At 69.4% G+C, this 23,629-nt stretch carries 23 protein-coding genes; 13 read left to right on the top strand and 10 right to left on the bottom strand.

Translation table 11 applies throughout. The features are described 5' to 3' along the window. Positions 1-8: 8 nt before the first annotated feature. A complete protein-coding gene (locus EDD90_RS37635) occupies positions 9-1,181 on the bottom strand; it encodes an HpcH/HpaI aldolase/citrate lyase family protein (RefSeq protein ID WP_123977466.1) in 1,173 nt (390 codons plus the stop codon). Positions 1,182-1,357: 176 nt separating this feature from the next. Between EDD90_RS37635 and EDD90_RS37630 the strand changes: the two genes are divergently transcribed. Then, positions 1,358-2,161 carry a TerD family protein gene (locus EDD90_RS37630; RefSeq protein WP_123977464.1) on the top strand — a complete coding sequence of 268 codons (804 nt, stop codon included), beginning with the start codon at positions 1,358-1,360 and terminating at the stop codon, positions 2,159-2,161. A 123-nt stretch (positions 2,162-2,284) separates the two neighbouring features. Here EDD90_RS37630 and EDD90_RS37625 read toward each other — a convergent pair whose 3' ends face one another. The 6 genes from EDD90_RS37625 to EDD90_RS37600 all read right to left on the bottom strand — a co-directional run bounded on the left by EDD90_RS37625 (position 2,285) and on the right by EDD90_RS37600 (position 6,853). Next, complete coding sequence (locus tag EDD90_RS37625; protein ID WP_123977462.1) at positions 2,285-3,022, bottom strand: Tellurium resistance; 738 nt, start codon at positions 3,020-3,022, stop codon at positions 2,285-2,287. Between the two features lie 109 nt (positions 3,023-3,131). Next, positions 3,132-4,277 carry a DUF475 domain-containing protein gene (locus EDD90_RS37620; RefSeq protein WP_123977460.1) on the bottom strand — a complete coding sequence of 382 codons (1,146 nt, stop codon included), beginning with the start codon at positions 4,275-4,277 and terminating at the stop codon, positions 3,132-3,134. Between the two features lie 107 nt (positions 4,278-4,384). Beyond that, positions 4,385-4,960: a TerD family protein gene (locus EDD90_RS37615; protein WP_123977458.1), complete on the bottom strand. Its 576-nt coding sequence runs from the start codon at positions 4,958-4,960 to the stop codon at positions 4,385-4,387. A gap of 119 nt (positions 4,961-5,079) precedes the next feature. After that, positions 5,080-5,655 (bottom strand): TerD family protein, encoded by a 576-nt coding sequence (locus tag EDD90_RS37610; RefSeq protein ID WP_123977456.1) that lies wholly within the window; start codon positions 5,653-5,655, stop codon positions 5,080-5,082. Positions 5,656-5,841: 186 nt separating this feature from the next. Beyond that, the gene (locus tag EDD90_RS37605; protein WP_123977454.1) at positions 5,842-6,300 is read right to left on the bottom strand and encodes a peroxiredoxin; all 459 of its coding nucleotides are present in this window, start codon (positions 6,298-6,300) and stop codon (positions 5,842-5,844) included. A gap of 115 nt (positions 6,301-6,415) precedes the next feature. Next, positions 6,416-6,853 carry a DUF3052 domain-containing protein gene (locus EDD90_RS37600; protein ID WP_185149371.1) on the bottom strand — a complete coding sequence of 146 codons (438 nt, stop codon included), beginning with the start codon at positions 6,851-6,853 and terminating at the stop codon, positions 6,416-6,418. Between the two features lie 433 nt (positions 6,854-7,286). Here EDD90_RS37600 and aceE point away from each other — a divergent pair, with 433 nt between their 5' ends. Together aceE and EDD90_RS37585 are read left to right on the top strand one after the other, a co-directional pair. Further along, entirely contained in the window at positions 7,287-10,034 is a 2,748-nt protein-coding gene (gene aceE / locus EDD90_RS37590; RefSeq protein ID WP_123977450.1) for a pyruvate dehydrogenase (acetyl-transferring), homodimeric type, read from the top strand. A 95-nt stretch (positions 10,035-10,129) separates the two neighbouring features. Then, on the top strand, positions 10,130-10,906 hold the full coding sequence (locus EDD90_RS37585) for a potassium channel family protein (protein WP_123977448.1): 777 nt from the start codon (positions 10,130-10,132) through the stop codon (positions 10,904-10,906). A 234-nt stretch (positions 10,907-11,140) separates the two neighbouring features. Here the strand turns inward: EDD90_RS37585 and EDD90_RS37580 are convergent, their stop codons facing one another. Continuing rightward, positions 11,141-12,760 (bottom strand): MFS transporter, encoded by a 1,620-nt coding sequence (locus tag EDD90_RS37580; protein ID WP_123977446.1) that lies wholly within the window; start codon positions 12,758-12,760, stop codon positions 11,141-11,143. 66 nt (positions 12,761-12,826) lie between these two features. On the opposite strand from EDD90_RS37580, the gene EDD90_RS37575 reads away from it, so the two are divergent. The 3 genes from EDD90_RS37575 (at position 12,827) to EDD90_RS37565 (ending at position 15,689) form a co-directional block, all read left to right on the top strand. After that, on the top strand, positions 12,827-13,453 hold the full coding sequence (locus tag EDD90_RS37575) for a TetR family transcriptional regulator (RefSeq protein ID WP_123977444.1): 627 nt from the start codon (positions 12,827-12,829) through the stop codon (positions 13,451-13,453). Positions 13,454-13,555: 102 nt separating this feature from the next. Next, positions 13,556-14,773, top strand: coding sequence for an alpha/beta hydrolase (locus EDD90_RS37570; RefSeq protein WP_123977442.1), 1,218 nt, complete (start codon positions 13,556-13,558; stop codon positions 14,771-14,773). 67 nt (positions 14,774-14,840) lie between these two features. Continuing rightward, a complete protein-coding gene (locus tag EDD90_RS37565; protein ID WP_123977440.1) occupies positions 14,841-15,689 on the top strand; it encodes a DUF4429 domain-containing protein in 849 nt (282 codons plus the stop codon). Between the two features lie 96 nt (positions 15,690-15,785). Here EDD90_RS37565 and EDD90_RS37560 read toward each other — a convergent pair whose 3' ends face one another. After that, the gene (locus EDD90_RS37560; protein WP_123977438.1) at positions 15,786-16,253 is read right to left on the bottom strand and encodes a MerR family transcriptional regulator; all 468 of its coding nucleotides are present in this window, start codon (positions 16,251-16,253) and stop codon (positions 15,786-15,788) included. Positions 16,254-16,360: 107 nt separating this feature from the next. On the opposite strand from EDD90_RS37560, the gene EDD90_RS37555 reads away from it, so the two are divergent. Then, positions 16,361-16,831, top strand: a complete 471-nt coding sequence (locus EDD90_RS37555) for a GNAT family N-acetyltransferase (protein ID WP_123977436.1) — start codon at positions 16,361-16,363, stop codon at positions 16,829-16,831. A gap of 19 nt (positions 16,832-16,850) precedes the next feature. Further along, positions 16,851-17,675 (top strand): serine hydrolase, encoded by an 825-nt coding sequence (locus EDD90_RS37550; protein ID WP_123977435.1) that lies wholly within the window; start codon positions 16,851-16,853, stop codon positions 17,673-17,675. A gap of 246 nt (positions 17,676-17,921) precedes the next feature. Here EDD90_RS37550 and EDD90_RS37545 read toward each other — a convergent pair whose 3' ends face one another. Then, a complete protein-coding gene (locus EDD90_RS37545; RefSeq protein WP_123982057.1) occupies positions 17,922-18,575 on the bottom strand; it encodes a pirin family protein in 654 nt (217 codons plus the stop codon). 73 nt (positions 18,576-18,648) lie between these two features. Between EDD90_RS37545 and EDD90_RS37540 the strand changes: the two genes are divergently transcribed. The 5 genes from EDD90_RS37540 (at position 18,649) to fabF (ending at position 23,622) form a co-directional block, all read left to right on the top strand. Next, positions 18,649-19,854, top strand: coding sequence for a CdaR family transcriptional regulator (locus tag EDD90_RS37540; RefSeq protein WP_123977433.1), 1,206 nt, complete (start codon positions 18,649-18,651; stop codon positions 19,852-19,854). Between the two features lie 89 nt (positions 19,855-19,943). After that, positions 19,944-20,867 (top strand): ACP S-malonyltransferase, encoded by a 924-nt coding sequence (locus tag EDD90_RS37535; RefSeq protein WP_123977431.1) that lies wholly within the window; start codon positions 19,944-19,946, stop codon positions 20,865-20,867. Between the two features lie 17 nt (positions 20,868-20,884). Next, on the top strand, positions 20,885-21,916 hold the full coding sequence (locus tag EDD90_RS37530) for a ketoacyl-ACP synthase III (protein ID WP_123977430.1): 1,032 nt from the start codon (positions 20,885-20,887) through the stop codon (positions 21,914-21,916). A 90-nt stretch (positions 21,917-22,006) separates the two neighbouring features. Further along, on the top strand, positions 22,007-22,255 hold the full coding sequence (locus tag EDD90_RS37525; RefSeq protein ID WP_046425089.1) for an acyl carrier protein: 249 nt from the start codon (positions 22,007-22,009) through the stop codon (positions 22,253-22,255). Between the two features lie 104 nt (positions 22,256-22,359). Then, positions 22,360-23,622: a beta-ketoacyl-ACP synthase II gene (fabF, locus tag EDD90_RS37520; protein ID WP_123977428.1), complete on the top strand. Its 1,263-nt coding sequence runs from the start codon at positions 22,360-22,362 to the stop codon at positions 23,620-23,622. The last annotated feature ends 7 nt before the right edge of the window (positions 23,623-23,629 follow it).

Genomic DNA, 23,629 nt, shown 5'->3' with positions numbered 1-23,629 from the left:
AGGGCTCGTCACCCGGGTATTCCGGCGGCGAGCAGCTCCACGAAGCCGACGTCCTCGTTGGCGACACCGAACACCTCGGCGCGGAGCATGGTCCGCTCGGCCCAGGCGCGGTGCGGCTTCACCTCGTTCATCTTGTTCGTGTAGGCCGAGCGAAGTACACCCCCGCCGCCCCGTTCCGGCCGCAGGATGTCCTGGGCGTCGGAGAACTCCTCGTGACTGACGACCGACAGCGCGTGCACGGGGATGACGTGGGACGGGTGGATGCAGGTCTTGCCGAGCAGCCCGTTGGCCTGGTCCAGGGAGATCTCCCGCAGCAGGCCGTCCATGGCGTGCTCGATGAGCCGCTCGCGCAGCTCCACGGCCTGTCCCTCCAGGAAGGGGCTGGAGCGCAGCATCGGCTTGAACATGCGCTCGGGGACCCGGAAGTACTCCCAGACCGGCCCGGTCACCGTGAACCCGGTGCCGTCGGCCCGGCCCAGCATGTTCACCACGTCGGCGATGACGGAGGCGATGATCTGGACGTCGTAGGCGGTCATGTCGGGGGCCCGCCGCAGCCCGTAGGAGGAGCAGAAGTCGGTGACGCCGAGGCGCAGCGCGAGGACCATGTCGCGGTACTTGTCGACCGCGCGGGCGATGCCCTCCAGGGCGTCCACGCGGGTCTCCCGGTACATCAGCTCGGGTGTCTCCAGGACGGGCATCCCGAACAGCCGGCGCCCGCTGCTCGCCGCGGCGCCGTCCAGCGCCTGCAGGAAGGGGATGCCGCGCTCCTCGGTGAACTTCGGGAACACGAAACCGGAGAGCAGCGAGACGCTTCCGCCCAGCCGTCGTACGAGGTCGGAGATCTGCTCGGGCTCGCGCACCCGGATGAAGAGCAGCGGCAGCGCCACGCCCGCCCGCGCCCGTTCGGTCAGATCGGCGAACTGCCGGACGAGGTTCTCCTCGCCGGCCACCACGTCCTCGTCGCCGATCGAGTCCTCCAGGCACAGCACCATCGAGACCACGCCGAGTCCCGCCTGCTTGACGATGTCGTCGGCGAGCCGCGCCCGGGTGGCCGGACTGTACAGCGTGGCGCCCAGGGCCGCGGAGAGCAGCCTGGCCGGTGAGTCGGCGGTGAACTCGCACGGCTCCTGGTGGAAGAGGCGCTCCCGCACCTCAGGTGCGATGTGCCCGAAATGACGCATAAAACTCCCCCGTGGCGTGGGCCGAGCCTGTGAAATTGGTAAAGGGTGGCCGGTAATAGTACGTACGAAGCCATGTCGGAGGTTCCCGCAGGGCATGAACTTCAGGTAACCCGCCTGTGTCGGTCGCGAGGCACCCCGCATTGTCGTGACCAGGACCGAGAGGGCAGGATGACCGCATGACGCACGCGATGCTGAAGGGGTCGAACGTCCCCGTGGAAGCCACCACGGTCCGGGCGGTGCTGCGCTGGACACCCGGGCAGGGGGTCCCGGACGTCGACGCCTCGGCGCTGCTCCTCGGCCCCGACGGACGTGTGCGCTCCGACGAGGACTTCGTCTTCTACAACCAGCCCCGGCACCCCTCCGGGAAGGTCTGGCGGCTCGGCAAGAAGCGGGTGGCCGAGGGCCTCACCGACACGATCCAGACAGATCTCCCCGGTGTCGAGCCGAATGTCGGCCGAATCCTGCTGGTCGCATCGGCGGACGGCGTCCCGTTCGAACACGTACCCGCCCTGCGCATCCTGCTGTACGACGCCACGTCCCCCGACGCCGAGGCGCTGGCCTACTTCGACATCAAGCCGGAGACCGGCGCCGAGACGGCCCTGATCTGCGGCGAGCTGTACCGCAGGGGCGAGAGCTGGAAGTTCCGCGCACTGGGCGAGGGCTACAGCAACGGCCTCAAGGGCCTGGCCACGGACTTCGGCATCTCGGTGGACGAGTCCGAGCCGATGGAGGAGCCGTCGGCGTCCATGCCGCTGCCTCCGGAGCAGCCCGCACCGCTGCCCGCGCAGCCGGCCTACGGCTACCCCCAGCCGACCTCACCGGCCCAGCCGCCGGCCTACGGCTTCCCGCAGCCCGCATACACCCAGCAACAGCCCCAGTCGGGCTACGGCTACCCGCCGCCGGCCCCGATCCCGGTGGCGACGGTCCCGAACACGGACTTCCGGCTGCCGCCACAGGGCCCGCAATTCATCGGACGCTAGGGATGCCGACCTGCCTTCAGGGGCGCGGGGCCGTGTCGATCTGCGGCTCCGCCGCGTGGGCGCGACCAGCCACGACGGCGCAGCAGTCGCGCACCCGCCACGCCACCCACCCCTGTAGGCGAACTACCTCTCCACCTGCGTCTTGTAACCCCGCCCCCACTGCAGCCCCCACCCGTACAACCGGTCCAGCTCCCCCTGGAAGCCGTACACGAACTTCACCTCGCGCCGGACCACCAGCTCGCCCTTCACGTTCTCGATCATCACGACCGCACAGGACCGGGCCTGCGGATGCCGCTCGTCGAGGCCTATCTCGATCCGCGGCCCGTTGCTGGGGTAGAGCGTCACGATCGCGTGGGTGCGGTCGAACGCCGGCGTCTGGTCGTAGATGTACACGAACACCAGCAACCGCTTGATGTCGTCGCGGTGGTCGAGGTTGACGTACATCGTCTCGCCGGACGCGGAGCCGAACCTGTCGTCGCCGCTGAGCTTGACGTACGGCGGTGCGTTCACGTCCCCGAGCAGGCCGCCGAGCGGCTGGACGACCCCCTTCGTACCGTCGGTCAGCTCGTACAGCGCACCGAGGTCGAGGTCGACGTTGACCATGCTCTGGCCGTGCCCGATCACCTCCGGCGGCCTGAGCGCCTTGAAGGGGTGCCGGAACAGGCTCTCCCGCTGTTCCCCGTCGAAGTCGGACGTCCGCATCCGCCAGCTCAGGTTGATACGCAGGTTGCCGGTGGCCGCGCCCTGCTTCGTGAGGGACACCTGCTGGTGCCGCCTGGTGAGCTCGATGGAGTTGGAGGCGGCGCTGCCCGAGTCGAACTCGGCCGCCTTCCCGCCCAGCAGCCCGTCGAAGAAACCCATTCCCGCCCCCAGAGACTCCTGCCGACAGCTCGGGGCGGCCGGCCCCGCCGGCCGCCCCGATCAGAGCGTTCCTCGTCCAGAAGGGTGTCACACCCTTCTTTTCGGTCGGTCAGACGCCGGACGAGACCTCAGCCTTCTCGTCCGCTCCCGCTTTTCCCTTCGCGGCCGCCAGCCGCTGGTTGCGCCGTACGGAGGACCAGAACGACCAGCCGATCAGGACGACGCCGACGAGACCGGTGATGACCTCGTTGATCTCGTACTGGATGGTGACCATGAGGATCACGGCCAGCGCGCCGATCGCGTAGTGGGCGCCGTGCTCCAGGTAGACGTAGTCGTCCAGGGTGCCCTGGCGGACCAGGTAGACGGTGAGCGAGCGGACGTACATCGCGCCGATGCCGAGGCCGAGGGCCATGAGCACGATGTCGTTGGTGATGGCGAACGCGCCGATCACGCCGTCGAAGGAGAAGGACGCGTCCAGGACCTCCAGGTAGAGGAACATGAAGAACGCGGCCTGGCCGGCCAGCACCACCGGCGACTTCTTCTTCCCGGTGCGCTCGGCCTCTTCCTCCTCCTCGTGCTCGCGCTCCTCCTCGGCTTCGAGACGGTCCTCGAAGAAGCCGGAGAGGCCACCGACGATCATGTACGTGATCAGACCGGCGATACCCGCGATCAGGACCGTCTGCGCCTTGTCGACGTGGCCGCCGCCGTGCTGGTGGGCGTGGGTGGCGAAGGTGAAGGAGGTGATCAGCAGGACGATCAGGGCGATGCAGACCGACAGCATGTCGACCTTGCCGAGCTTGGCCAGCGGGCGCTCGATCCAGCGCAGCCACTGGATGTCCCGGTCCTCGAAGATGAAGTCGAGGAAGATCATCAGCAGGAACATGCCGCCGAAGGCGGCGATCGCCGGGTGGGCGTCGGTCACCAGCTGCTGGTAGCGGTCCTTGTTGTTGAGCGCGAGGTCGACGGCCTCGATGGGGCCCATCTTGGCGGTGATCGCGACGATGACGACCGGGAAGACCAGCCGCATGCCGAAGACCGCGATGAGGACGCCGACCGTGAGGAAGATCTTCTGCCAGAAGGCGTTCATCTTCTTCAGGATCCCGGCGTTGACGACCGCGTTGTCGAACGACAGGGAGATTTCGAGGACGGCGAGGATCGCGACGATGCCGAAGGCCTGCCAGCCCCCGTAGAAGACCGCGGCGACCAGGCCGAGCGCGGTGATCGCGAACGACCAGCCGAAGGTTTTCAGAAGCACTGGCTACCCAATCATCGTTTACTCGGCTTTACTCACTGTTGACCGAAGTGTAGAGGGCATCGGTGTCCTGCGGGTCTGGCGGGCCCCACATCCGGACTGTGAAGCTGCTACGAGACATTCACACCGAAGTCGAGTGCGATGCCCCGCAGCCCGGAGGCGTAGCCCTGCCCCACGGCACGGAATTTCCACTCGCCCTGGTAGCGGTAGAGCTCGCCGAAGATCATGGCGGTCTCGGTGGAGGCGTCCTCGCTGAGGTCGTAGCGGGCGAGCTCCTGGCCGTCGGCCTGGTTGACCACTCTGATGAACGCGTTGGAGACCTGGCCGAAGGTCTGGCCGCGCTCGTCGGCCATGTGGATCGAGACCGGGAACACGATCTTGTCGCAGGTCTCCGGCACCTTGGGCAGGTCGACCAGAATCGATTCGTCGTCGCCCTCGCCCTCACCGGTGAGGTTGTCCCCGGTGTGCTCCACGGAGCCCTCCGGGCTCTTGAGCTGGTTGTAGAAGACGAACCACTCGTCACCCAGGACCCGCCCGCCCTGGCACAGCAACGCGCTGGCGTCCAGGTCGAAGGGGGCGCCGGTGGTGGAGCGGGCGTCCCAGCCGAGTCCGATCATGACGTTGGTGAGGTTCGGTGCGGCCTTGGAGAGGGAGACATTGCCTCCCTTGGCGAGCGTGACGCCCATGGTGATGGTCCTCCCCTGACGGTGCTTCTCCGGTTGTCCTGCGCGTCCGGCGCCGACCGTAAACGGTGCGGCGCCGGACAGAGCGGACTTTCGAACGCCCGGGACACGGGCGCTGTGGCTCAGACGTTGACGCCGAAGTCCTGGGCGATGCCGCGCAGGCCGGAGGCGTAGCCCTGACCGATGGCGCGGAACTTCCACTCCGCGCCGTTGCGGTACAGCTCGCCGAAGACCATGGCGGTCTCGGTCGAGGCGTCCTCGGACAGGTCGTAGCGGGCGATCTCGGCGCCGCCGGCCTGGTTGACGACGCGGATGAACGCGTTGCGGACCTGGCCGAAGGACTGCTGGCGGTTGTCGGCGTCGTAGATCGACACCGGGAACACGATCTTGTCGACGTCGGCCGGGACGGTGGCCAGGTCGACCTTGATCACCTCGTCGTCGCCCTCGCCCTCGCCGGTGAGGTTGTCGCCGGTGTGCTCCACCGAGCCGTCGGGGCTCTTGAGGTTGTTGAAGAAGACGAAGTTCTGGTCGCTGCCGACCTTGCCCGCCGAGTTCAGCAGCAGGGCGCTGGCGTCCAGGTCGAAGTCGGTGCCGGTGGTGGTCCGGACGTCCCAGCCCAGACCGACGAGGACCGCGGTCAGGCCGGGGGCCTCCTTCGTCAGCGATACGTTGCCGCCCTTGCTGAGGCTGACTCCCACGAGTCCTCCCATGTGGTGTCCAGGGGCGGTCAGCCCCCGTCGTACGTCGGATACCGGATCAACGATTCGATCCTAGTGACGGGTTCCCGCCCCCCGCAGGCCCTGGACCCCGAAGAATTACCGGGTGTCGGCCATGTCGACCCCTAGGGGTCGGCCGAGGGGGTTACAGGAGGGTCACAGCGCGTGTCACAGCGCGTCGAGCGCCGTCACGTACTCGTTCAGGTCGCGGGCGTCCGGCAGTCCGTTGACCACGGTCCACCGCACGACGCCCTCCTTGTCGATGACGAAGGTGCCCCGCACGGCGCAGCCCTTGGCCTCGTCGAAGACGCCGTACGCGCGCGAGGTGTCGCCGTGCGGCCAGAAGTCGCTCAGCAGCGGGTACTCCAGGCCCTCCTGCTCGGCGAAGACGCGCAGGGTGTGGATGGAGTCGTTGGAGACGGCGAGCAACTGCGTGTCGCGGTCCTCGAACCTCGGCAGGTTGTCGCGCAGCTCGCACAGCTCACCGGTGCACACACCCGTGAAGGCGAACGGGTAGAAGAGCAGCACCACGTTCTTCTCACCGCGGAAGTCGGACAGCCGCACGGTCCGGCCGTGGTTGTCCTTGAGCTCGAAGTCGGGCGCCTTGTCGCCGACCTGGATCGCCATCGCTGCATCCCTTCGTCAGGGGCTGTTCGGGTACGCACACCCTATGCGGCGACCCTTGCACGGCGATCACGGCAGGCCGGTGGACGGACCGGCGCGGTCCGTCCACCGGTGGGGCTCAGCGCTTCTTGGCGGCACCCTTCGGCGTGTTCAGCCGGCTGCCGTTCCAGTCCTTGCCCACGCTGACGCTCTTGGTCTGCGAGAGGCCGGCGGTCGTGACCGCCTCGCCGATGTCGCTCGGCTCGACGTAGCCGTCGCGGCCGGTCTTCGGCGTCAGCAGCAGGATCGAGCCACCTTCTTCGAGGTAGCCGAGGGCGTCGACCAGCGCGTCCGTCAGGTCGCCGTCATCCTCACGGAACCAGAGCACCACGGCGTCGGCCACGTCGTCGTAGTCCTCGTCCATCAGCTCGTTGCCGATGGTCTCTTCGATGGACTCGCGGAGCTCCTGGTCGACGTCGTCGTCGAAGCCGATCTCCTGGACCACCTGGTCTGGCTGGAACCCCAGCCTGACGGCAGGGGTGGTCCGCTCCTCCGCGTGGTCCGCGGTCGCGCTCACGGGTTGCCTCCTGATCATGTCTTGGTGATTAACTCAGCCACGCGCGTGCGCGAAGCATTGGCCGTAGTCCACACGGGCGGGACGGATCGCGCAAGTACCCGGCCGTTCAGACCGCCGAAACGGTGACGATCCCGGCCGTGTCGCCGCAACTCCCGGCACCGTATCGCGGACGGCTGTGACACGCACCACTCCCTTTTGCCCGCAATGCACCTTTCGGAATCATCCTCACACACGGCGGTCGAACGAGTTTGCCAAGCGCGTCACACCTCGGGCGTATCGTTGCGTTTTGGCCGGTCCCGAGTTACCTCACGGTAGAGATGACGTGCGCTGCCCCGGGGTGGACGATGGACAGCGGCGCAGGCAAGACGCAGGGAAAAGCGGCGAAAACAGAAAAACCAGGGAATCAGTGCCCCTCTGACAGGTAAGGAACAGCGTGGCTTCCGGATCCGATCGCAACCCGATCATCATTGGCGGCCTTCCGAGTCAGGTTCCTGACTTCGATCCCGAGGAAACCCAGGAGTGGCTCGACTCGCTCGACGCCGCCGTGGACGAGCGCGGCCGGGAGCGGGCCCGCTATCTGATGCTCCGCCTGATCGAGCGGGCACGCGAGCGGCGCGTCGCCGTGCCCGAAATGCGCAGCACGGACTACGTCAACACGATCCCGACCCGGGCCGAGCCGTTCTTCCCGGGCAACGAGGAGATCGAGCGCAGGGTCCTGAACGCCACCCGCTGGAACGCGGCCGTGATGGTCTCCCGCGCCCAGCGTCCGGGCATCGGCGTCGGCGGTCACATCGCCACCTTCGCGTCCTCCGCGTCCCTCTACGACGTCGGCTTCAACCACTTCTTCCGCGGCAAGGACGACGGCCTCGGCGGCGACCAGGTCTTCTTCCAGGGGCACGCCTCCCCCGGTATCTACGCGCGCGCGTTCCTGCTCGACCGGCTCAGCGAGGCCCAGCTCGACGGCTTCCGCCAGGAGAAGTCGAAGTACCCGGACGGCCTCTCCAGCTACCCGCACCCGCGCTCCATGCCGGACTTCTGGGAGTTCCCGACCGTCTCGATGGGCCTCGGCCCGATCGGCGCGATCTACCAGGCGCGGATGAACCGCTACATGCACGCGCGCGGGATCGCCGACACCTCGAAGTCACACGTCTGGGCGTTCCTCGGCGACGGCGAGATGGACGAGCCCGAGTCGCTCGGCCAGCTCTCCATCGCGGCTCGCGAGGGCCTGGACAACCTGACCTTCGTGGTCAACTGCAACCTGCAGCGGCTCGACGGCCCGGTGCGCGGCAACGGGAAGATCATCCAGGAACTGGAGTCGGTCTTCCGCGGCGCCGGCTGGAACGTGATCAAGCTGGTCTGGGACCGCACCTGGGACCCGCTGCTCGCCCAGGACCGCGACGGCGTGCTCGTCAACAAGATGAACACGACCCCCGACGGACAGTTCCAGACCTACGCCACCGAGTCGGGCGCGTACATCCGCGACCACTTCTTCGGTGACGACCAGCGGCTGCGCGCGATGGTCGAGCACATGACCGACGACCAGATCCTGCACCTGGGCCGCGGCGGCCACGACCACCGCAAGATCTACGCGGCGTTCAAGGCGGCCACCGAGCACCGGGGCCAGCCGACGGTCATCCTGGCCAAGACGATCAAGGGCTGGACGCTGGGCCCGAACTTCGAGGGCCGCAACGCCACGCACCAGATGAAGAAGCTGACGGTCGCCGACCTCAAGGGCTTCCGCGACCGGCTGCACCTGCCGATCTCCGACAAGGAGCTGGAGTCCGGCCTGCCGCCGTACTACCACCCGGGCCGGAACTCGGAGGAGATCCAGTACATGCACGACCGGCGCAAGGGCCTCGGCGGCTACGTCCCGACCCGCGTCGTACGCTCCAAGCCGCTCGCGCTGCCGGACGACAAGACGTACGCGACCGTGAAGAAGGGCACCGGCCAGCAGTCCATCGCGACCACGATGGCCTTTGTCCGCCTGCTCAAGGACCTCATGCGGGACAAGGAGCTCGGCCGCCGCTTCGTACTGATCGCGCCGGACGAGTACCGCACCTTCGGCATGGACTCCTTCTTCCCGAGCGCGAAGATCTACAACCCGCTCGGCCAGCAGTACGAGGCGGTCGACCGCGACCTGCTGCTCGCGTACAAGGAGTCGCCGACCGGCCAGATGCTGCACGACGGCATCTCGGAGGCGGGCTGTACGGCCTCCCTGATCGCGGCGGGCTCGGCCTACGCCACGCACGGCGAGCCGCTCATCCCGGTCTACGTCTTCTACTCGATGTTCGGTTTCCAGCGCACCGGTGACCAGTTCTGGCAGATGGCCGACCAGCTGTCGCGCGGTTTCGTCCTGGGCGCGACCGCCGGCCGTACGACCCTGACCGGTGAGGGCCTCCAGCACGCGGACGGCCACTCCCAGCTGCTCGCCTCGACGAACCCGGCCTGTGTCGCCTACGACCCGGCGTACTCGTACGAGATCGCGCACATCGTCCAGGACGGCCTGCGCCGGATGTACGGCGGCGACGCCGAGCACCCGCACGGCGAGGACGTCTTCTACTACCTCACCGTCTACAACGAGCCGATCCAGCACCCGGCCGAGCCGGCCGACGTCGACGTCGAGGGCATCCTCAAGGGCGTCCACCGGATCAGCGCGGGCACGACGGGCACGGTCCCGGCGCAGATCATGGCGTCCGGCGTGGCGGTCCCCTGGGCGATCGAGGCCCAGAAGATCCTCGCCGAGGACTGGAACGTGAAGGCCGACGTCTGGTCCGCCACCTCCTGGAACGAGCTGCGGCGCGAGGCCGTGGCCTGCGAGGAGCACAACCTGCTCCATCCGGAGGAGGAGCAGCGCACCCCGTGGGTGACGCAGAAGCTGAGCGGCGCCGAGGGTCCGTTCGTGGCCGTGTCCGACTGGATGCGATCGGTTCCGGACCAGATCGCGCGCTGGGTGCCGGGCACGTACCAGTCGCTGGGCGCGGACGGCTTCGGCTTCGCCGACACGCGGGGCGCGGCGCGCCGGTTCTTCCACATCGACGCGCAGTCGATCGTGGTCGCGGTGCTGACCGAACTGGCCCGCGAGGGCAAGCTCGACCGCTCGGTGCTGAAGCAGGCCATCGACCGGTACCAGTTGCTGGACGTGACCGCGGCGCACCCGGGCGCGGCCGGCGGCGACGCGTAGGCCATATCGGCGGTATCGGCCGTATCGGGCAGCAGGTCGCAGGGGCGGCGGGACTCCGGTCTCCGCCGCCCTTGCGATTTCTTTACGATGCGCACATGAAGGAACAGTCCGCGCAGGCTCGTTGGGAGCAGCTCACTCAACGGCCGTTGCTGGCACTCGCGGTGGTCTTCGCCATCGCCTACGCGCTGCCGATCGTGGACAGTTCCGCAGGGCACGTCCTGACGTCCGTGTGCACGATGGCGGAGTGGGTGGTCTGGGGTTCCTTCGCCCTGGACTACCTGGTACGGCTGGCCCTGGTGCCCCGGCGCCGGGAGTTCGTGCGGACGCACTGGATAGACCTGTGCGCGGTGGTGCTGCCGCTGCTCCAGCCGCTGCGGCTGCTGCGGCTCGTCGCGACGCTGACGCTGGTGGGGCGGCGGGCGCGGATGGCCGAGCAGATCCGGCTGACGACGTATGTGGTGGGCGCGGTGATCGGGCTGCTGATGTTCGGGTCGCTGGCCGTGCTCTCGGTGGAGCGCGACTCGCCGAACGGGAACATCAGGACGCTGGGTGACGCGCTGTGGTGGTCCTTCACGACGATGACGACGGTCGGCTACGGCGACCACGCGCCGACGACCGGGCTCGGCCGGATGATCGCGGTGGGCCTGATGCTGTCGGGGATCGCACTGCTGGGTGTGGTGACGGCGAACATCGCGACGTGGTTCATCGCACGGTTCGAGAAGGACGACGTGGAGGAGCGGCGGCAGACGGAGGCGATCGCCTTGCTGACCGAGGAGGTGCGGGCGCTGCGGGCCGAGGTGACGGCGTTGCGCTCACCGGCGTTGACGGAGTCCCGCTGCCACGACTGCCGACGGTTGGAAAGCGCCCCGTAAGGGGCGCTGGGGGCACCCCCGGCCGAAGGCTGGGGGAGGAACTGCGCGACCAGCCCCCGCCCACCCGCAGCCGAACGACGGCCCGCTGCCCCCCTCCAGCAGCGCGCCGCAGCTCGGTCAAGTCCCCCTTCATGCCCTGCGGAGGACCTGACCCAATGTCACCTGCGGCGCCTGCCCTGCGTGAGGGATCTTTAGCGAAGCCACCCTGATAGGTGAACTCCCCCTGAATCAACGTCAGATATGGCCCACGCCGGCGCTGCCGTCCGCGTTCTCGCCGCGCTTGGTGAGCAGCGCGACGAGGATCGCGACCGCCGCCACCCCCGCCGCGACCAGAGAGGCGAGGCTCATGCCGGAGATGAACGTGTCATGCGCAACGCCGGTGATCTTCGCGGCGACCTCCGCGGGCGTACCCTTCGCGACCGGCGCGACACCGACCTGAACCGCCTCGGAGGCCTGTGCCAGCTGCGCCGAGGTCAGCTTCGGCAGCCCCGCGTCGGCCCAGTTGCCCGGCAGGTCGTTGTCGACCTTGGAGGCCATCACGGCGCCCAGCACGGCCGTACCGAGGCTGCCGCCGATCTGCATCGCGGCCTGCTGGAGACCGCCGGCCACACCGGAGAGCTCCATCGGCGCGTTGCCGACGATGACCTCGGTGGCGCCGACCATGACGGGCGCGAGGCCGAGACCCAGCAGGGCGAACCAGACGGCCATGATCCCGCTGCCGGTGTCCGCCTTGAGCGTGGACATGCCGTACATGGCGATCGCGGTGGCCGCCATGCCGCCGGCCAGCGGGATGCGCGGGCCGAGCCTGGTGATCGCGGCGCCGGCCAGCGGCGAGCCGACGATCATCATGCCGGTGAGGGGCAACAGGTGCAGACCCGCGTCGACCGGGTCCATACCGTGCACGTTCTGCAAGTAGAACGTCACGAAGAACAGGCCACCCATGAAGGCGATGGCCATCAGGACCATCAGGACCACACCGGCCGACAGCGGGACGGAGCGGAACAGGCCGAGCGGGATCAGCGGCTCCTTGACCTTCGTCTCCCAGAAGGAGAAGAGCCCGAAGCCGAGCACGGACGCGGCGATGAACGCCCATGTCTTGCCGTCGCCCCAGCCCCAGCTCGGCGCCTTGATGAGCGCCCAGACCAGACAGAACATCGCGCCGGAGAGCAGGGCGATGCCGAGCAGGTCGAAGGAGCGCGGGGCGTTCTCCGCACGGTGGTCGAGCAGCATCACCGCACCGAGGACGAGGGCGATCAGGCCGACCGGCACGTTGATGAAGAACACCGACTGCCAGCTGACGTGCTGCACCAGCACACCGCCGAGGATCGGGCCGCCCGCGGTGGACGCGCCGATGACCATGCCCCAGATGCCGATCGCCATGTTGAGCTTCTCGGCCGGGAAGGTGGCCCGCAGCAGGCCGAGCGCGGCCGGCATCAGCAGCGCGCCGAACAGGCCCTGGAAGACGCGGAAGGTGACCACCGCGCCGATGCTGCTGGACAGGCCGATGGCCCCGGACGCGGCGGCGAAGCCGACGACACCGATCAGGAAGGTCTGCCGGTGGCCGAAGCGGTCGCCGAGCTTGCCCGCGGTGATCAGGGAGACCGCGAGGGCGAGGAAGTAGCCGTTGGTGATCCACTGCACCTGGGCGAAGGTGGCGCCGAGGTCCTTCTGGATCGCCGGGTTGGCGATCGCCACGATGGTGCCGTCCAGGGCCACCATCATGACCCCGACGGCGACGGTTATCAGGGTGAACCAGGGATGGCCCCGCAGGCCGGAGGCCGGCGGCTGGTCCGAGGGGGCCACCGGGGCCTTGTCCCCCGACCCCGCCGTGTCGATCGTGGTCTGACTAGTCATGCGTTCGAGGCTAGTGACAGCCTCTGACAGTTGACAAACAAATTCACTAGTCAGTAACTGTCAGACATGGAAACGTTGCGCGAACGCAAGAAGCAGCGCACCCGGGACGCGCTGCTGCGGTCCGCGCTCGAACTCTTCGTGGCCCAGGGCTACGAGCACACCACCGTCGACGAGATCGCCGAGTCCGTCGACGTCTCGCAGCGCACCTTCTTCCGCTACTTCGCCAGCAAGGAGGAGGTGGCCTTCTTCGTGCCCCGGCTCACCGAGGCGTACTACGTGGAGGCACTGCGTCGGCGCCCGCCCGAGGAGGCGCCGCTGGACGCGCTGCGCGGGGCGGTCCTGGACAGCTTCGACTCCATCGAGCAGGCCATCGAGCGGTACGTCCCGGTCGAACTGCACATGCGCGCCTACCGGATGATCGAGGCGACCCCGGCCCTGCACGCGGCCCATCTGCGCCGCCAGGCCGAGACGGAGGAGGAGATCACGCGGATCGTCGCCGAGCGGGAGGGCGTCGACCCGGACACCGACCCCCGGCCCCGGCTCGTGGTCGCGCTGTTCGGCGCGGTGATCCGGGTGACCGAGCGGCAGTGGTCGGTCGGCGACGACTTCAGCGTCGAGGCGATCCGTGAACTCACCGTGGCGTACCTGGACAAGGTGGAGCCGGCGCTCACCGGGAACTGGCGGGAGCGCTGAGGCCGTTCGGAGGGGCCTGAGATGAGCCTCACGTTTGCCGAAACGTGATAACCCTCACTCGGTTACCGCGAGACCCTCCCGTTCTCCTAGTGTGTCCTCCCAGTGACTTCCTTCGACGCCTCCCCGCCACTCAACGTCTGGCGCGCACTGCTCGCGCTGGCCGTGGTGTTCGTGATGCTCGCGACCACCGGCTGGACCGCCCTGCGCACCCACCGCGAGACCACCGCCCTGCAGGCCTCCCTCACCAAGTGGGAGCACGGCAGCGTGCACGGTCTCCAGCTGCCCGACCCGCAGGCGTCGCCCGCGCTGCTCACCCGCTTCTTCGTGTCGCTCACCCCGCAGGACCGCGACCGGCTCGCCCACCGCTACCCGCTGGCGGTCGGCAACATGAACGGCGCCCCGGTCGAACTGCGTTACCGCGCCAACCACATCGCCCTCGAACAGCAGCGCAGGGTCGAGAAGAAGCGCATGCACGACCCGCGGCTCACCGCGGCCGGGCAACAGGACGCGGGACGTCGTATGCACCGCTACGAGGCGCTGATGACGAAGGGCCGGCAGATCCTCTCCTTCGACCCGGACGGTGACGGCCGGGTCGCCGAGGTCTTCGGCGATCTCCCCAGGGCCCAGCGGATCTCCGTGATCGTCCCCGGCGTCGACACCGATCTGCTCACCTTCCAGAAGACGAACCGCCAGTACACCGCGCCGGTCGGTATGGCCAGGGCGCTGCACAAGGCGGAGCACGCCGCGAGCCCCGGGACCCGTACGGCGGTGATCGCCTGGGCCGACTACACCGCGCCCAGCGGGCTCGGCGTGGACGCGGCGACGGGCACGGCCGCCGAGCTCGGTGCCGTACGCCTGAACGCGCTGCTGCGTGCCCTGCCCGGCGAGGCGCCGGTGTCGATGTTCTGCCACAGCTACGGCTCGGTGCTCTGCGGGGTCGCCGCGCACGGCATGCCGGCGCGGGTGGCGGACATAGCGGTGGCCGCGAGCCCTGGGATGCGGGTCGAGAAGGCCGCGGACCTGGGCACCTCGGTGCGGGTGTGGGCGATGCGGGACGCCACCGACTGGATCCAGGACGTCCCCTATCTGGAGCTCGGCGGACTCGGCCACGGCGCCGATCCCGTCTCCTCCTCCTTCGGGGCCCGGGTGCTGTCGGCGCAGGACGCACTGGGACACGCCGGCTACTTCGAGCCGGGCACGGACAGCCTGCGCAACCTCGCCGACATCGGAGTTGGCGAGTACGGCGCGGTGACGTGCGCCCATGACGATGACGGGTGCCGGGCGGATTTGTCCGGCACGTCGACGGCCGGACGCGCGTAGAGACAGCAGGAAGTGCGGTGCGCGCGGGGATGGGACTGGGAAGCACGTGCCGCATACGATGAGCCGCATGGGTGACGTACTGGCCGGATTTCATGCCGCCTGGGAGTTCGAGTCCGACTCCGTGCTCATCCGTTACGAACGGGGGATTCGAACACCCAAGCTGCTCCAGGCCCTGGGTGAACGCCGGGTGCCGCTGGCCGCGCTGGCGGGTGTGACGCTCACCACGGGGAAACGGGGCACGGTGGTACTCCGCGCCGAGCCACGCGCCGGCGCGGATCCGCTGATGGAGGCGGCAGCCGGGCAGTTGAAGGACGGCAGCGACCCCTACCGCCTCGTCCTGCCGGCCGAGCGGGCGACCCTCGCGGAGTACTACGCCGACGAACTGCGGCCGCTGCTCGCCGAGTCCGGCCCGGCCGAAAGGTTTCTGGTGGCCGCGCCCGAGACGCCCCGGCAGTTCAAGGCGTACGACGGGAAGGCGAGCTTCGACGGCAAGGCCGTGCACTTCCGGTGGTCGTGGACGGGCGCGTCCACGGCGAAGTGGAAGGCCGGCGACCAGAGCTTCGCGGTCGCCGACCTCGGGGGTGTGGAGTGGCGGTCGCCGGAGGTCTTCGAGGGGCATCTACGACTGCTGCGGCGGGACCTCGCGGGGGCGCAGCCGACGCAGCCGGACCAGGATCCGGCGACGGTGGTGTTCGGGCTGGGGTACGGGCCCGTGCACGAGTCGCTGCCGTTCGCGGCGGCGGTGCTCCATGCGGTGCGGGCGAAGGGGTCGGCCGCGCTGCCGGCGCCGGCGGGGCGCCGTGACCCGGCGGACATCGCGGAGCGGATTCGCCATTTGGGAGAGCTGCATCAGGCGGGGCTGGTCACTGATGAGGAGTTCGCCGCGAAGAAGGCGGAGTTGTTGGCCGAGCTGTGATCGGCAGTGGTTTGGCCGCGGGCCGGTGGGGGCTGGTCGCGCCCACGCGGCGGTAGCCGCAAATCGATACAGCCCCGCGCCCCTTTCAAGGGCGCTTCAGTTGCCGCCTGTTTCATAGAAGCTGATCTTTCGGTCCAGTACCGAAAGCGTGTCGTGCAGCTCCGCGATCCTCGACACCACGTCCCTGCGGGTCTGCTCCAGCAGTTCGCGGCGCTCGGGGTAGGTCGTCTCGCCCTCTCTCACCAGTTCCGCGTAGCGCACCATGTCCGCCACCGGCATGCCGGTCAGGCGGAGCTTGGTCACGAAGTCCAGCCAGTCCAGGTCGCGGTTGGTGTAGCGGCGCTGGCCGGTGTGGGAGCGGTCGATGTGGGACATCAGGCCGATCCGCTCGTACCAGCGCAGGGTGTGGGCGGTCAGGCCGGTGAAGGCGACGACCTCGCTGATCGTGTAGCGGTCCTGCCCCTCGGGACGCGGGTGCCGCCGGGGTGGGGCGGAGCAGATGTCGGCGGGAGCGGGGCTCTGCTGTTCGATAGGGGCCGCGGTCGTGGACTGCATCACCGTCATGGACCAACGCTATGACCTTCGAGTGCACTCGAAGCAAGCGGAACCCGGTATTACCCGGTAATAAATGCGCGCGACGCGACGGAGCGGCCGTGACTAGCGTGCACGGCATGAGTCTCGTACGCCGGGCCACGCCCGAGGACGCGCCGGAAGTGCTGCGGCTGCGCCAGGTCATGATCGACGCGCTCCCCGGCGGGGACGCCTCCACCGGATGGCACGACCAGGCGCTGCCGGGGCTCACGGAGAGGCTGGGCGAGACGGACGGCGACTTCGCCGCGTTCGTCGTGGACCATCCTGACCGGCCGGGGGCGCTGGGGGCGCTGGTCGTCGGGACGATCGACTACCGGATCGGCAAGGCGAGCAGTCCGCACGGGCGTGCCGGGTACGTCTTCAGCGTGGCCACCGACCCGGACGCGCGCCGCCGCGGGTACGCGCTCGCGTGCATGGAGGAACTGCTGGCCTGGTTCCGGGAGCGGGGCGCTGGCCAGGTCATGCTGACCGCGTCCGCCGAGGCCGAGCCGCTCTACGCCGCGCTCGGCTTCGTCCACAAGCCGGACCCCACGATGATCCTGCCGCTCTGAAGCACTTAGGGTCGTAGGCATGTCCTTGCAGAGCCTCGCAGTGATCGACAACTGGCCGGTGCCCACGGCCGCGGCGGGTGCCGTACGGGCCGACGGGACCGTCCTGGGCGCCCACGGGCCGGTCGGTCACCGTTTCCCGCTGGCCTCCGTCACCAAGCCGCTCGCGGCGTACGCGGTGCTCGTCGCGTACGAGGAGGGGGCGATCGACCTCGACGAGCCGGCGGGGCCGCAGGGGGCGACGGTACGGCATCTGCTCGCGCACACCTCGGGGCTGGCCTTCGACGAACACCGGGTGACGGCGCCGCCCGGGGAACGGCGGCTGTACTCCAACGCCGGGTTCGAGGTGCTCGGGGACCATGTCGCCAAGGTGACGGAGATTCCGTTCGGCGAGTATCTGCGGCAGGCGGTGCTGGAGCCCCTGGGCATGACGTCGACGTCCCTCGAAGGCTCCCCGGCGAAGGACGGCGTGTCCTCGGTCTCCGACCTGCTCCGCTTCGCCGCGGAACTGCAGGCACCGAGGCTGCTGGACCCGCGGACGGTGGCGGAGGCGACGCTGACCGTCCACTACCCCGGCACGAAGGGCGTGTTGCCGGGCTACGGCCACCAGAACCCCAACGACTGGGGGCTGGGCTTCGAGATCCGGGACTCCAAGTCGCCGCACTGGACGGGTGCTTCGTCTTCGCCTCGGACGTTCGGCCACTTCGGGCAGTCGGGCACGTTCCTGTGGGTGGACCCGGATGCGGGGCTGGCGTGCGTCGCCCTGACGGACCGGGCGTTCGGCCCCTGGGCGGTCGAGGTCTGGCCGGTGTTCACGGACGCGGTGCTGGCGGAGTCACGCGGCTGAGGTCCGCTGGGCGGGGTGGGGACGCTTACCGGCGCTGGCAGGGTGCCGTCGCACCCACCCGTGCCGCCTGGGGGTCCCCCCTCCGGGGGAGGCACGACTGCCCGCGGCTGGAGAAAAGACGGCGGCTGCAAAGAAGCCGCGACTGCAGCGCCCCTTCAGGGGCGCTGGGGGTACCCCCAGCCGAAGGCTGGGGGAGGAACTGCGCGGCCGGCCGCCACCTGCCCGCAGCCGAACGACGGCCCGCGGCTACCCCGCCATCTCCCACACCAGCACTTCCGCCGGCGTCAGCCCCTCCGCCTCCAGGCCCTCCGCGTCAGCGACCCGCGCTGAATCCCCGGGCCCCAACGGCTCTCCCCCCAGCCGTACTTCGCCCCGCACCACGTGCACATACGCATACGCCCCGTCCGGCACCGCCGTCCGCTCCCCCGCCCCCAGCCGGCGCACGTGCAGCATCGCTCCCGCCTCCGGGACCGCGTACGGCGTCGAGTCCGCGATGCCGCGGACGATCTCGTACGACGGTTCGCCGCCGGGGCGCACCGGTGCCAGCCACATCTGGACGAAGGTCAGCGGCTCCGCCCCGTCGTTGCGCTCGACATGGCGGACGCCCCCCGCCGAGCTGAGCCGCTGGACGTCGCCGTGGCGGACCACCGTCTCGTTGCCCTCGGAGTCCCGGTGGGTGAGCTCGCCCTCGACCACCCACGTCACGATCTCGGTGTGGCTGTGCGGGTGCTCGTCGAAGCCGGCGCCGGGCGCCAGCCGCTCCTCGTTGCACGCGATGACCGCGCCGAAGCGCAGGTTGTCGGGGTCGTAGTGCGGGCCGAAGGAGAAGGCGTGCCGGGACTCGATCCCGGTCGCCGGGTCTCCCCCGGGGTAGCGCTCCGCCGCGCGCCTGACGTCCATCACGGGACCACGGTAGACCGCAGTCGGCACCCGGCGGCGCAGGCTCCCGTCCGGATAAGGCAGTCTTGTCCACGTGCCCGAACCCGTAACGCGCAAGTCCGATCCCTCGGCTCATGTGGTCCATCCGCACTCCGCGACCCTGAAGCGGCTGGAGAAGTCGTCCGGCAGTCTCGCCGCCCAGGCCATCGCACGCATGGACGAGACCCTGTCGTGGTACCGGGCCATGCCCCCGGAGAACCGCTCCTGGATCGGGCTCGTCGCCCAGGCGGGTATCGCGGCCTTCACCGAGTGGTTCCGGCACCCCGACGCCCCGCAGGCGATCTCGACGGACGTGTTCGGGACCGCGCCGCGGGAGCTGACGCGGGCGATCACCCTGCGGCAGACCGTCGAGATGGTGCGGACCACCATCGAGGTCATGGAGAGCGCCATCGACGAGGTGGCGGCCCCCGGCGACGAGCGCGTGCTGCGGGAGGCGCTGCTCGTCTACGCCCGTGAGATCGCCTTCGCCACCGCGCAGGTGTACGCCCAGGCCGCCGAGGCACGGGGTGCCTGGGACGCACGGCTGGAGTCGCTGGTCGTCAACGCGGTGCTGAGCGGGGAGGCCGACGAGGGTGCGGTCAGCCGGGCCGCGGCTCTGGGGTGGAACTCGCCCGACAACGTGTGTGTCGTGCTCGGCACCGCGCCCGACGGGGACAGCGAGCTGACCGTCGAGGCCATCCGGCGCGCCGCCCGGCATGCCAAGCTGCAGGTGCTGACCGGGGTGCTCGGGGACCGGCTCGTCGTCATCGCGGGCGGCCACGACAATCCGCTGGCCGTCGCCAAGTCGCTGATCGGGCCTTATGCCGCCGGACCGGTCGTCGCGGGGCCCGTCGTACCGGACCTGCTGGCCGCCACCCGGTCCGCGCAGGCCGCCGCCGCGGGGCTCAAGGCCTGTGCCGCCTGGCAGGACGCGCCGCGGCCGGTACTGGCGGACGATCTGCTTCCGGAACGCGCGATCGCGGGCGATCCGGGTGCGCGCGAGCAGTTGGTGGAGGAGATCTACAGACCGCTGGAGGAAGCGGGCTCGGCGCTGCTGGAAACACTGAGCGTCTATCTGGAACAGGCGAGCAGCCTGGAGGGCGCCGCCCGAATGCTCTTCGTTCACCCGAACACCGTCCGCTACCGGCTTCGACGTGTGACTGACGTCACCGGATGGTCGCCCTCCGATGTACGATCCGCCTTCACACTGCGGATCGCGCTGATCCTGGGGCGTCTGGTCGATGGAGATCTCCAGCCATAGGATTTTGTCGGGGGTCCACAAAACCCCTTCGTGTTCTTCGTCCCTGTCCCCACGGGCGGCCGTGGCCGTCCCCAAGAGAGAGTGTGAAGGTGCTCGTACTCGTCGCTCCCGGCCAGGGCGCCCAGACGCCTGGCTTCCTGACCCCCTGGCTCGACCTCCCCGGTGTCGAGGACCGTCTGCGTTCCTGGTCGGACGCCATCCGGCTCGACCTGGTGCACTACGGCACGAACGCGGACGCGGACGAGATCCGCGACACCGCGATCGCCCAGCCGCTGCTCGTCGCCGCCGGAATCCTGTCCGCCGCGGCACTCGGTGACATGTCCGACGTCGCGCCGGGCGCGGTCGCCGGTCACAGCGTGGGCGAGTTCACCGCCGCCGCCTTCGCGGGTGTCCTCGACGACACCGACGCGCTGCGGCTCGTACGCAAGCGCGGTCTGGCGATGGCCGAGGCCTCCGCGATCACCGAGACCGGGATGTCGGCGCTGCTCGGCGGCGACCCGGCGGTCTCGATCGCGCACCTGGAGAAGCTCGGTCTGACCCCGGCGAACATCAACGGCGCCGGCCAGATCGTCGCGGCCGGCACCCTGGAGCAGCTCGCCGCGCTGAACGAGGACAAGCCCGAGGGTGTCCGCAAGGTCGTCGCCCTCAAGGTCGCGGGCGCCTTCCACACGCACCACATGCGCCCCGCGGTCGACAAGCTGGCCGAGGCCGCCAAGGAGCTCGTGCCGGCCGACCCGAAGGTCAGCTACGTCTCCAACAAGGACGGGCAGGCCGTCGCCACCGGCGACGAGATCGTGGAGCGCCTGGTCGGCCAGGTCGCCAACCCGGTCCGCTGGGACCTGTGCATGGAGACCTTCCAGGAGCTCGGCGTCACCGCCCTCCTGGAGGTGTGCCCCGGCGGCACCCTGACCGGCCTGGCCAAGCGCGCCCTGCCCGGCGTGAAGACGCTGGCCCTGAAGACCCCTGACGACCTCGACGCGGCCCGCGAACTCATCGCCGAGCACAGCGCCTGACCTAGGAGCCCACAGCGATGTCGAAGATCAAGCCCAGCAAGGGTGCCCCGTACGCGCGCATCCTCGGTGTCGGCGGCTACCGCCCGACCCGTGTGGTGCCGAACGAGGTGATCCTCGAGAAGATCGACTCGTCCGACGAGTGGATCCGCTCGCGCTCCGGCATCGAGACCCGGCACTGGGCGGGCCCCGAGGAGACGGTCGCCGCGATGTCGATCGAGGCCGCCGGCAAGGCGATCGCGGACGCGGGCATCTCCGCCGAGCAGATCGGCGCCGTGGTCGTCTCGACCGTCTCGCACTTCAGCCAGACCCCGGCCGTGGCGACTGAGATCGCCGACAAGCTGGGCACGAACAAGGCGGCCGCCTTCGACATCTCCGCCGGCTGCGCGGGCTTCGGCTACGGTCTGACGCTCGCCAAGGGCATGGTGGTGGAGGGTTCCGCCGAGTACGTGCTCGTGATCGGCGTGGAGCGGCTCAGCGACCTCACCGACCTCGAAGACCGGGCCACCGCCTTCCTGTTCGGCGACGGCGCGGGCGCGGTCGTGGTCGGCCCCTCGAAGGAGCCGGCGATCGGGCCCACGGTGTGGGGGTCGGAGGGCGACAAGTCCGAGACCATCAAGCAGACCATCCCCTGGGACCGTTTCCACTTCGGTGACAGGGCCGAGCTTCCGCGCGACAGCCAGGGCCACATCAAGTTCCCGGCGATCACGCAGGAGGGCCAGGCGGTGTTCCGCTGGGCCGTGTTCGAGATGGCGAAGGTCGCCCAGCAGGCGCTGGAAGCGGCCGGGATCAGCGCGGACGACCTGGACGTCTTCATCCCGCACCAGGCCAATGTGCGGATCATCGACTCGATGGTGAAGACTCTCAAGCTGCCGGAGCACGTCACGGTCGCCCGTGACGTCCGCACCACCGGCAACACCTCGGCCGCCTCGATCCCGCTCGCGATGGAGCGGCTCCTGGCGACCGGCGAGGCGAAGAGCGGCGACACCGCGCTCGTCATCGGGTTCGGGGCGGGTCTCGTCTACGCCGCCACTGTCGTTACCCTCCCCTAGGCACTCCGTGCCGGATCATGCGTCCGGTGCGGGAACGCCGACAGCAGTACCGCAGCAACCGTCTGGAACATCTAAGAAGGAGCGCCTGACATGGCCGCCACTCAGGAAGAGATCGTCGAAGGTCTCGCCGAGATCGTGAACGAGATCGCCGGCATCCCGGTTGAGGACGTCCAGCTGGACAAGTCCTTCACCGACGACCTGGACGTCGACTCGCTGTCCATGGTCGAGGTCGTCGTAGCCGCCGAAGAGCGCTTCGACGTCAAGATCCCGGACGAGGACGTCAAGAACCTCAAGACCGTCGGCGACGCGACCGACTACATCCTCAAGCACCAGGCCTGAGGCATCACACAGGCCTGAGGCGCTAACCGAGCCTCCGGCCGCAATGCCCCGCCACCCGGCGGTGGCGCCGTCGAATCCCGTATCCGTTGGAGAAAGAATTCCCGATGAGCCCGACCAATCGCACCGTGGTCGTCACCGGTATCGGCGCAACCACACCGCTGGGTGGCGACGCAGCTTCGTTCTGGGAGGCCCTGCTCGCCGGTAAGTCCGGCGTCCGCCCCTTGGAGCAGGACTGGGCGGCCGAGCTGCCCGTCCGTATCGCGGCGCAGATCGCCGTCGAACCGAGCGAGATCATCCCCCGCCCGCAGGCCCGCAAGCTGGACCGGTCCGCGCAGTTCGCGCTGATCGCCGCTCAGGAGGCCTGGAAGGACGCCGGCTTCACCGCCAAGGCCGGTGAGGACGCGTCCGCCAACCCCGACCGGGTCGGCGCCGTCATCGCCTCCGGCATCGGCGGTGTGACGACCCTGCTGGACCAGTACGACGTGCTCAAGGAGAAGGGCGTACGCCGTGTCTCCCCGCACACCGTGCCGATGCTGATGCCCAACTCGCCGGCCGCCAACGTCGGTATCGAGCTGGGTGCGCGGGCCGGTGTGCACACCCCCGTGTCGGCCTGCGCCTCCGGCGCCGAGGCCATCGGGTACGCCATCGAGATGATCCGCACCGGGCGTGCGGACGTGGTCGTGGCCGGCGGCACCGAGGCGGCGATCCACCCGCTGCCCATCGTCGCGTTCGGCAACATGATGGCGATGTCCAAGAACAACGACGACCCCCAGGGCGCGTCGCGTCCCTACGACTCCGGCCGTGACGGCTTCGTCCTCGGTGAGGGCGCGGGCGTGATCGTCCTGGAGTCCGAGGAGCACGCGAAGGCGCGCGGGGCGCGGATCTACGTCGAGGCGGTCGGCCAGGGCATCTCGGCCGACGCGCACCACATCACGCAGCCGGAGCCCTCGGGCAACGGCATCGCGCAGGCGCTGCAGAACCTGCTCGACAACACGGATCTGAAGCCGGCCGAGATCGTGCACGTCAACGCGCACGCGACGTCGACGCCGCAGGGTGACGTGGCCGAGATCAAGGCGCTGCGCAAGGTGTTCGGCGACGACGTCGACCACATGGCCATCTCGGCGACCAAGTCGATGACCGGTCACCTGCTGGGCGGTGCCGGTGGTATCGAGACCGTCGCGTCGATCCTGGCGCTGGTGAACCGGACGGCTCCGCCGACCATCAACCTGGACAACCTCGACCCCGAGGTCAACGCGGACGTGGTGCGGGGCGAGGCCCGGCAGCTGCCCGAGGGACAGATCGCCGTGCTGAACGACTCGTTCGGCTTCGGCGGGCACAACGTGGTGCTGGCTTTCAGGACCGTTTGAGGTTCCT

The sequence above is a fragment of the Streptomyces sp. Ag109_O5-1 genome (genome assembly GCF_003814875.1).
Taxonomy (GTDB): domain Bacteria; phylum Actinomycetota; class Actinomycetes; order Streptomycetales; family Streptomycetaceae; genus Streptomyces; species Streptomyces sasae.
This window is presented reverse-complemented; position numbering and strand designations above follow the sequence as displayed.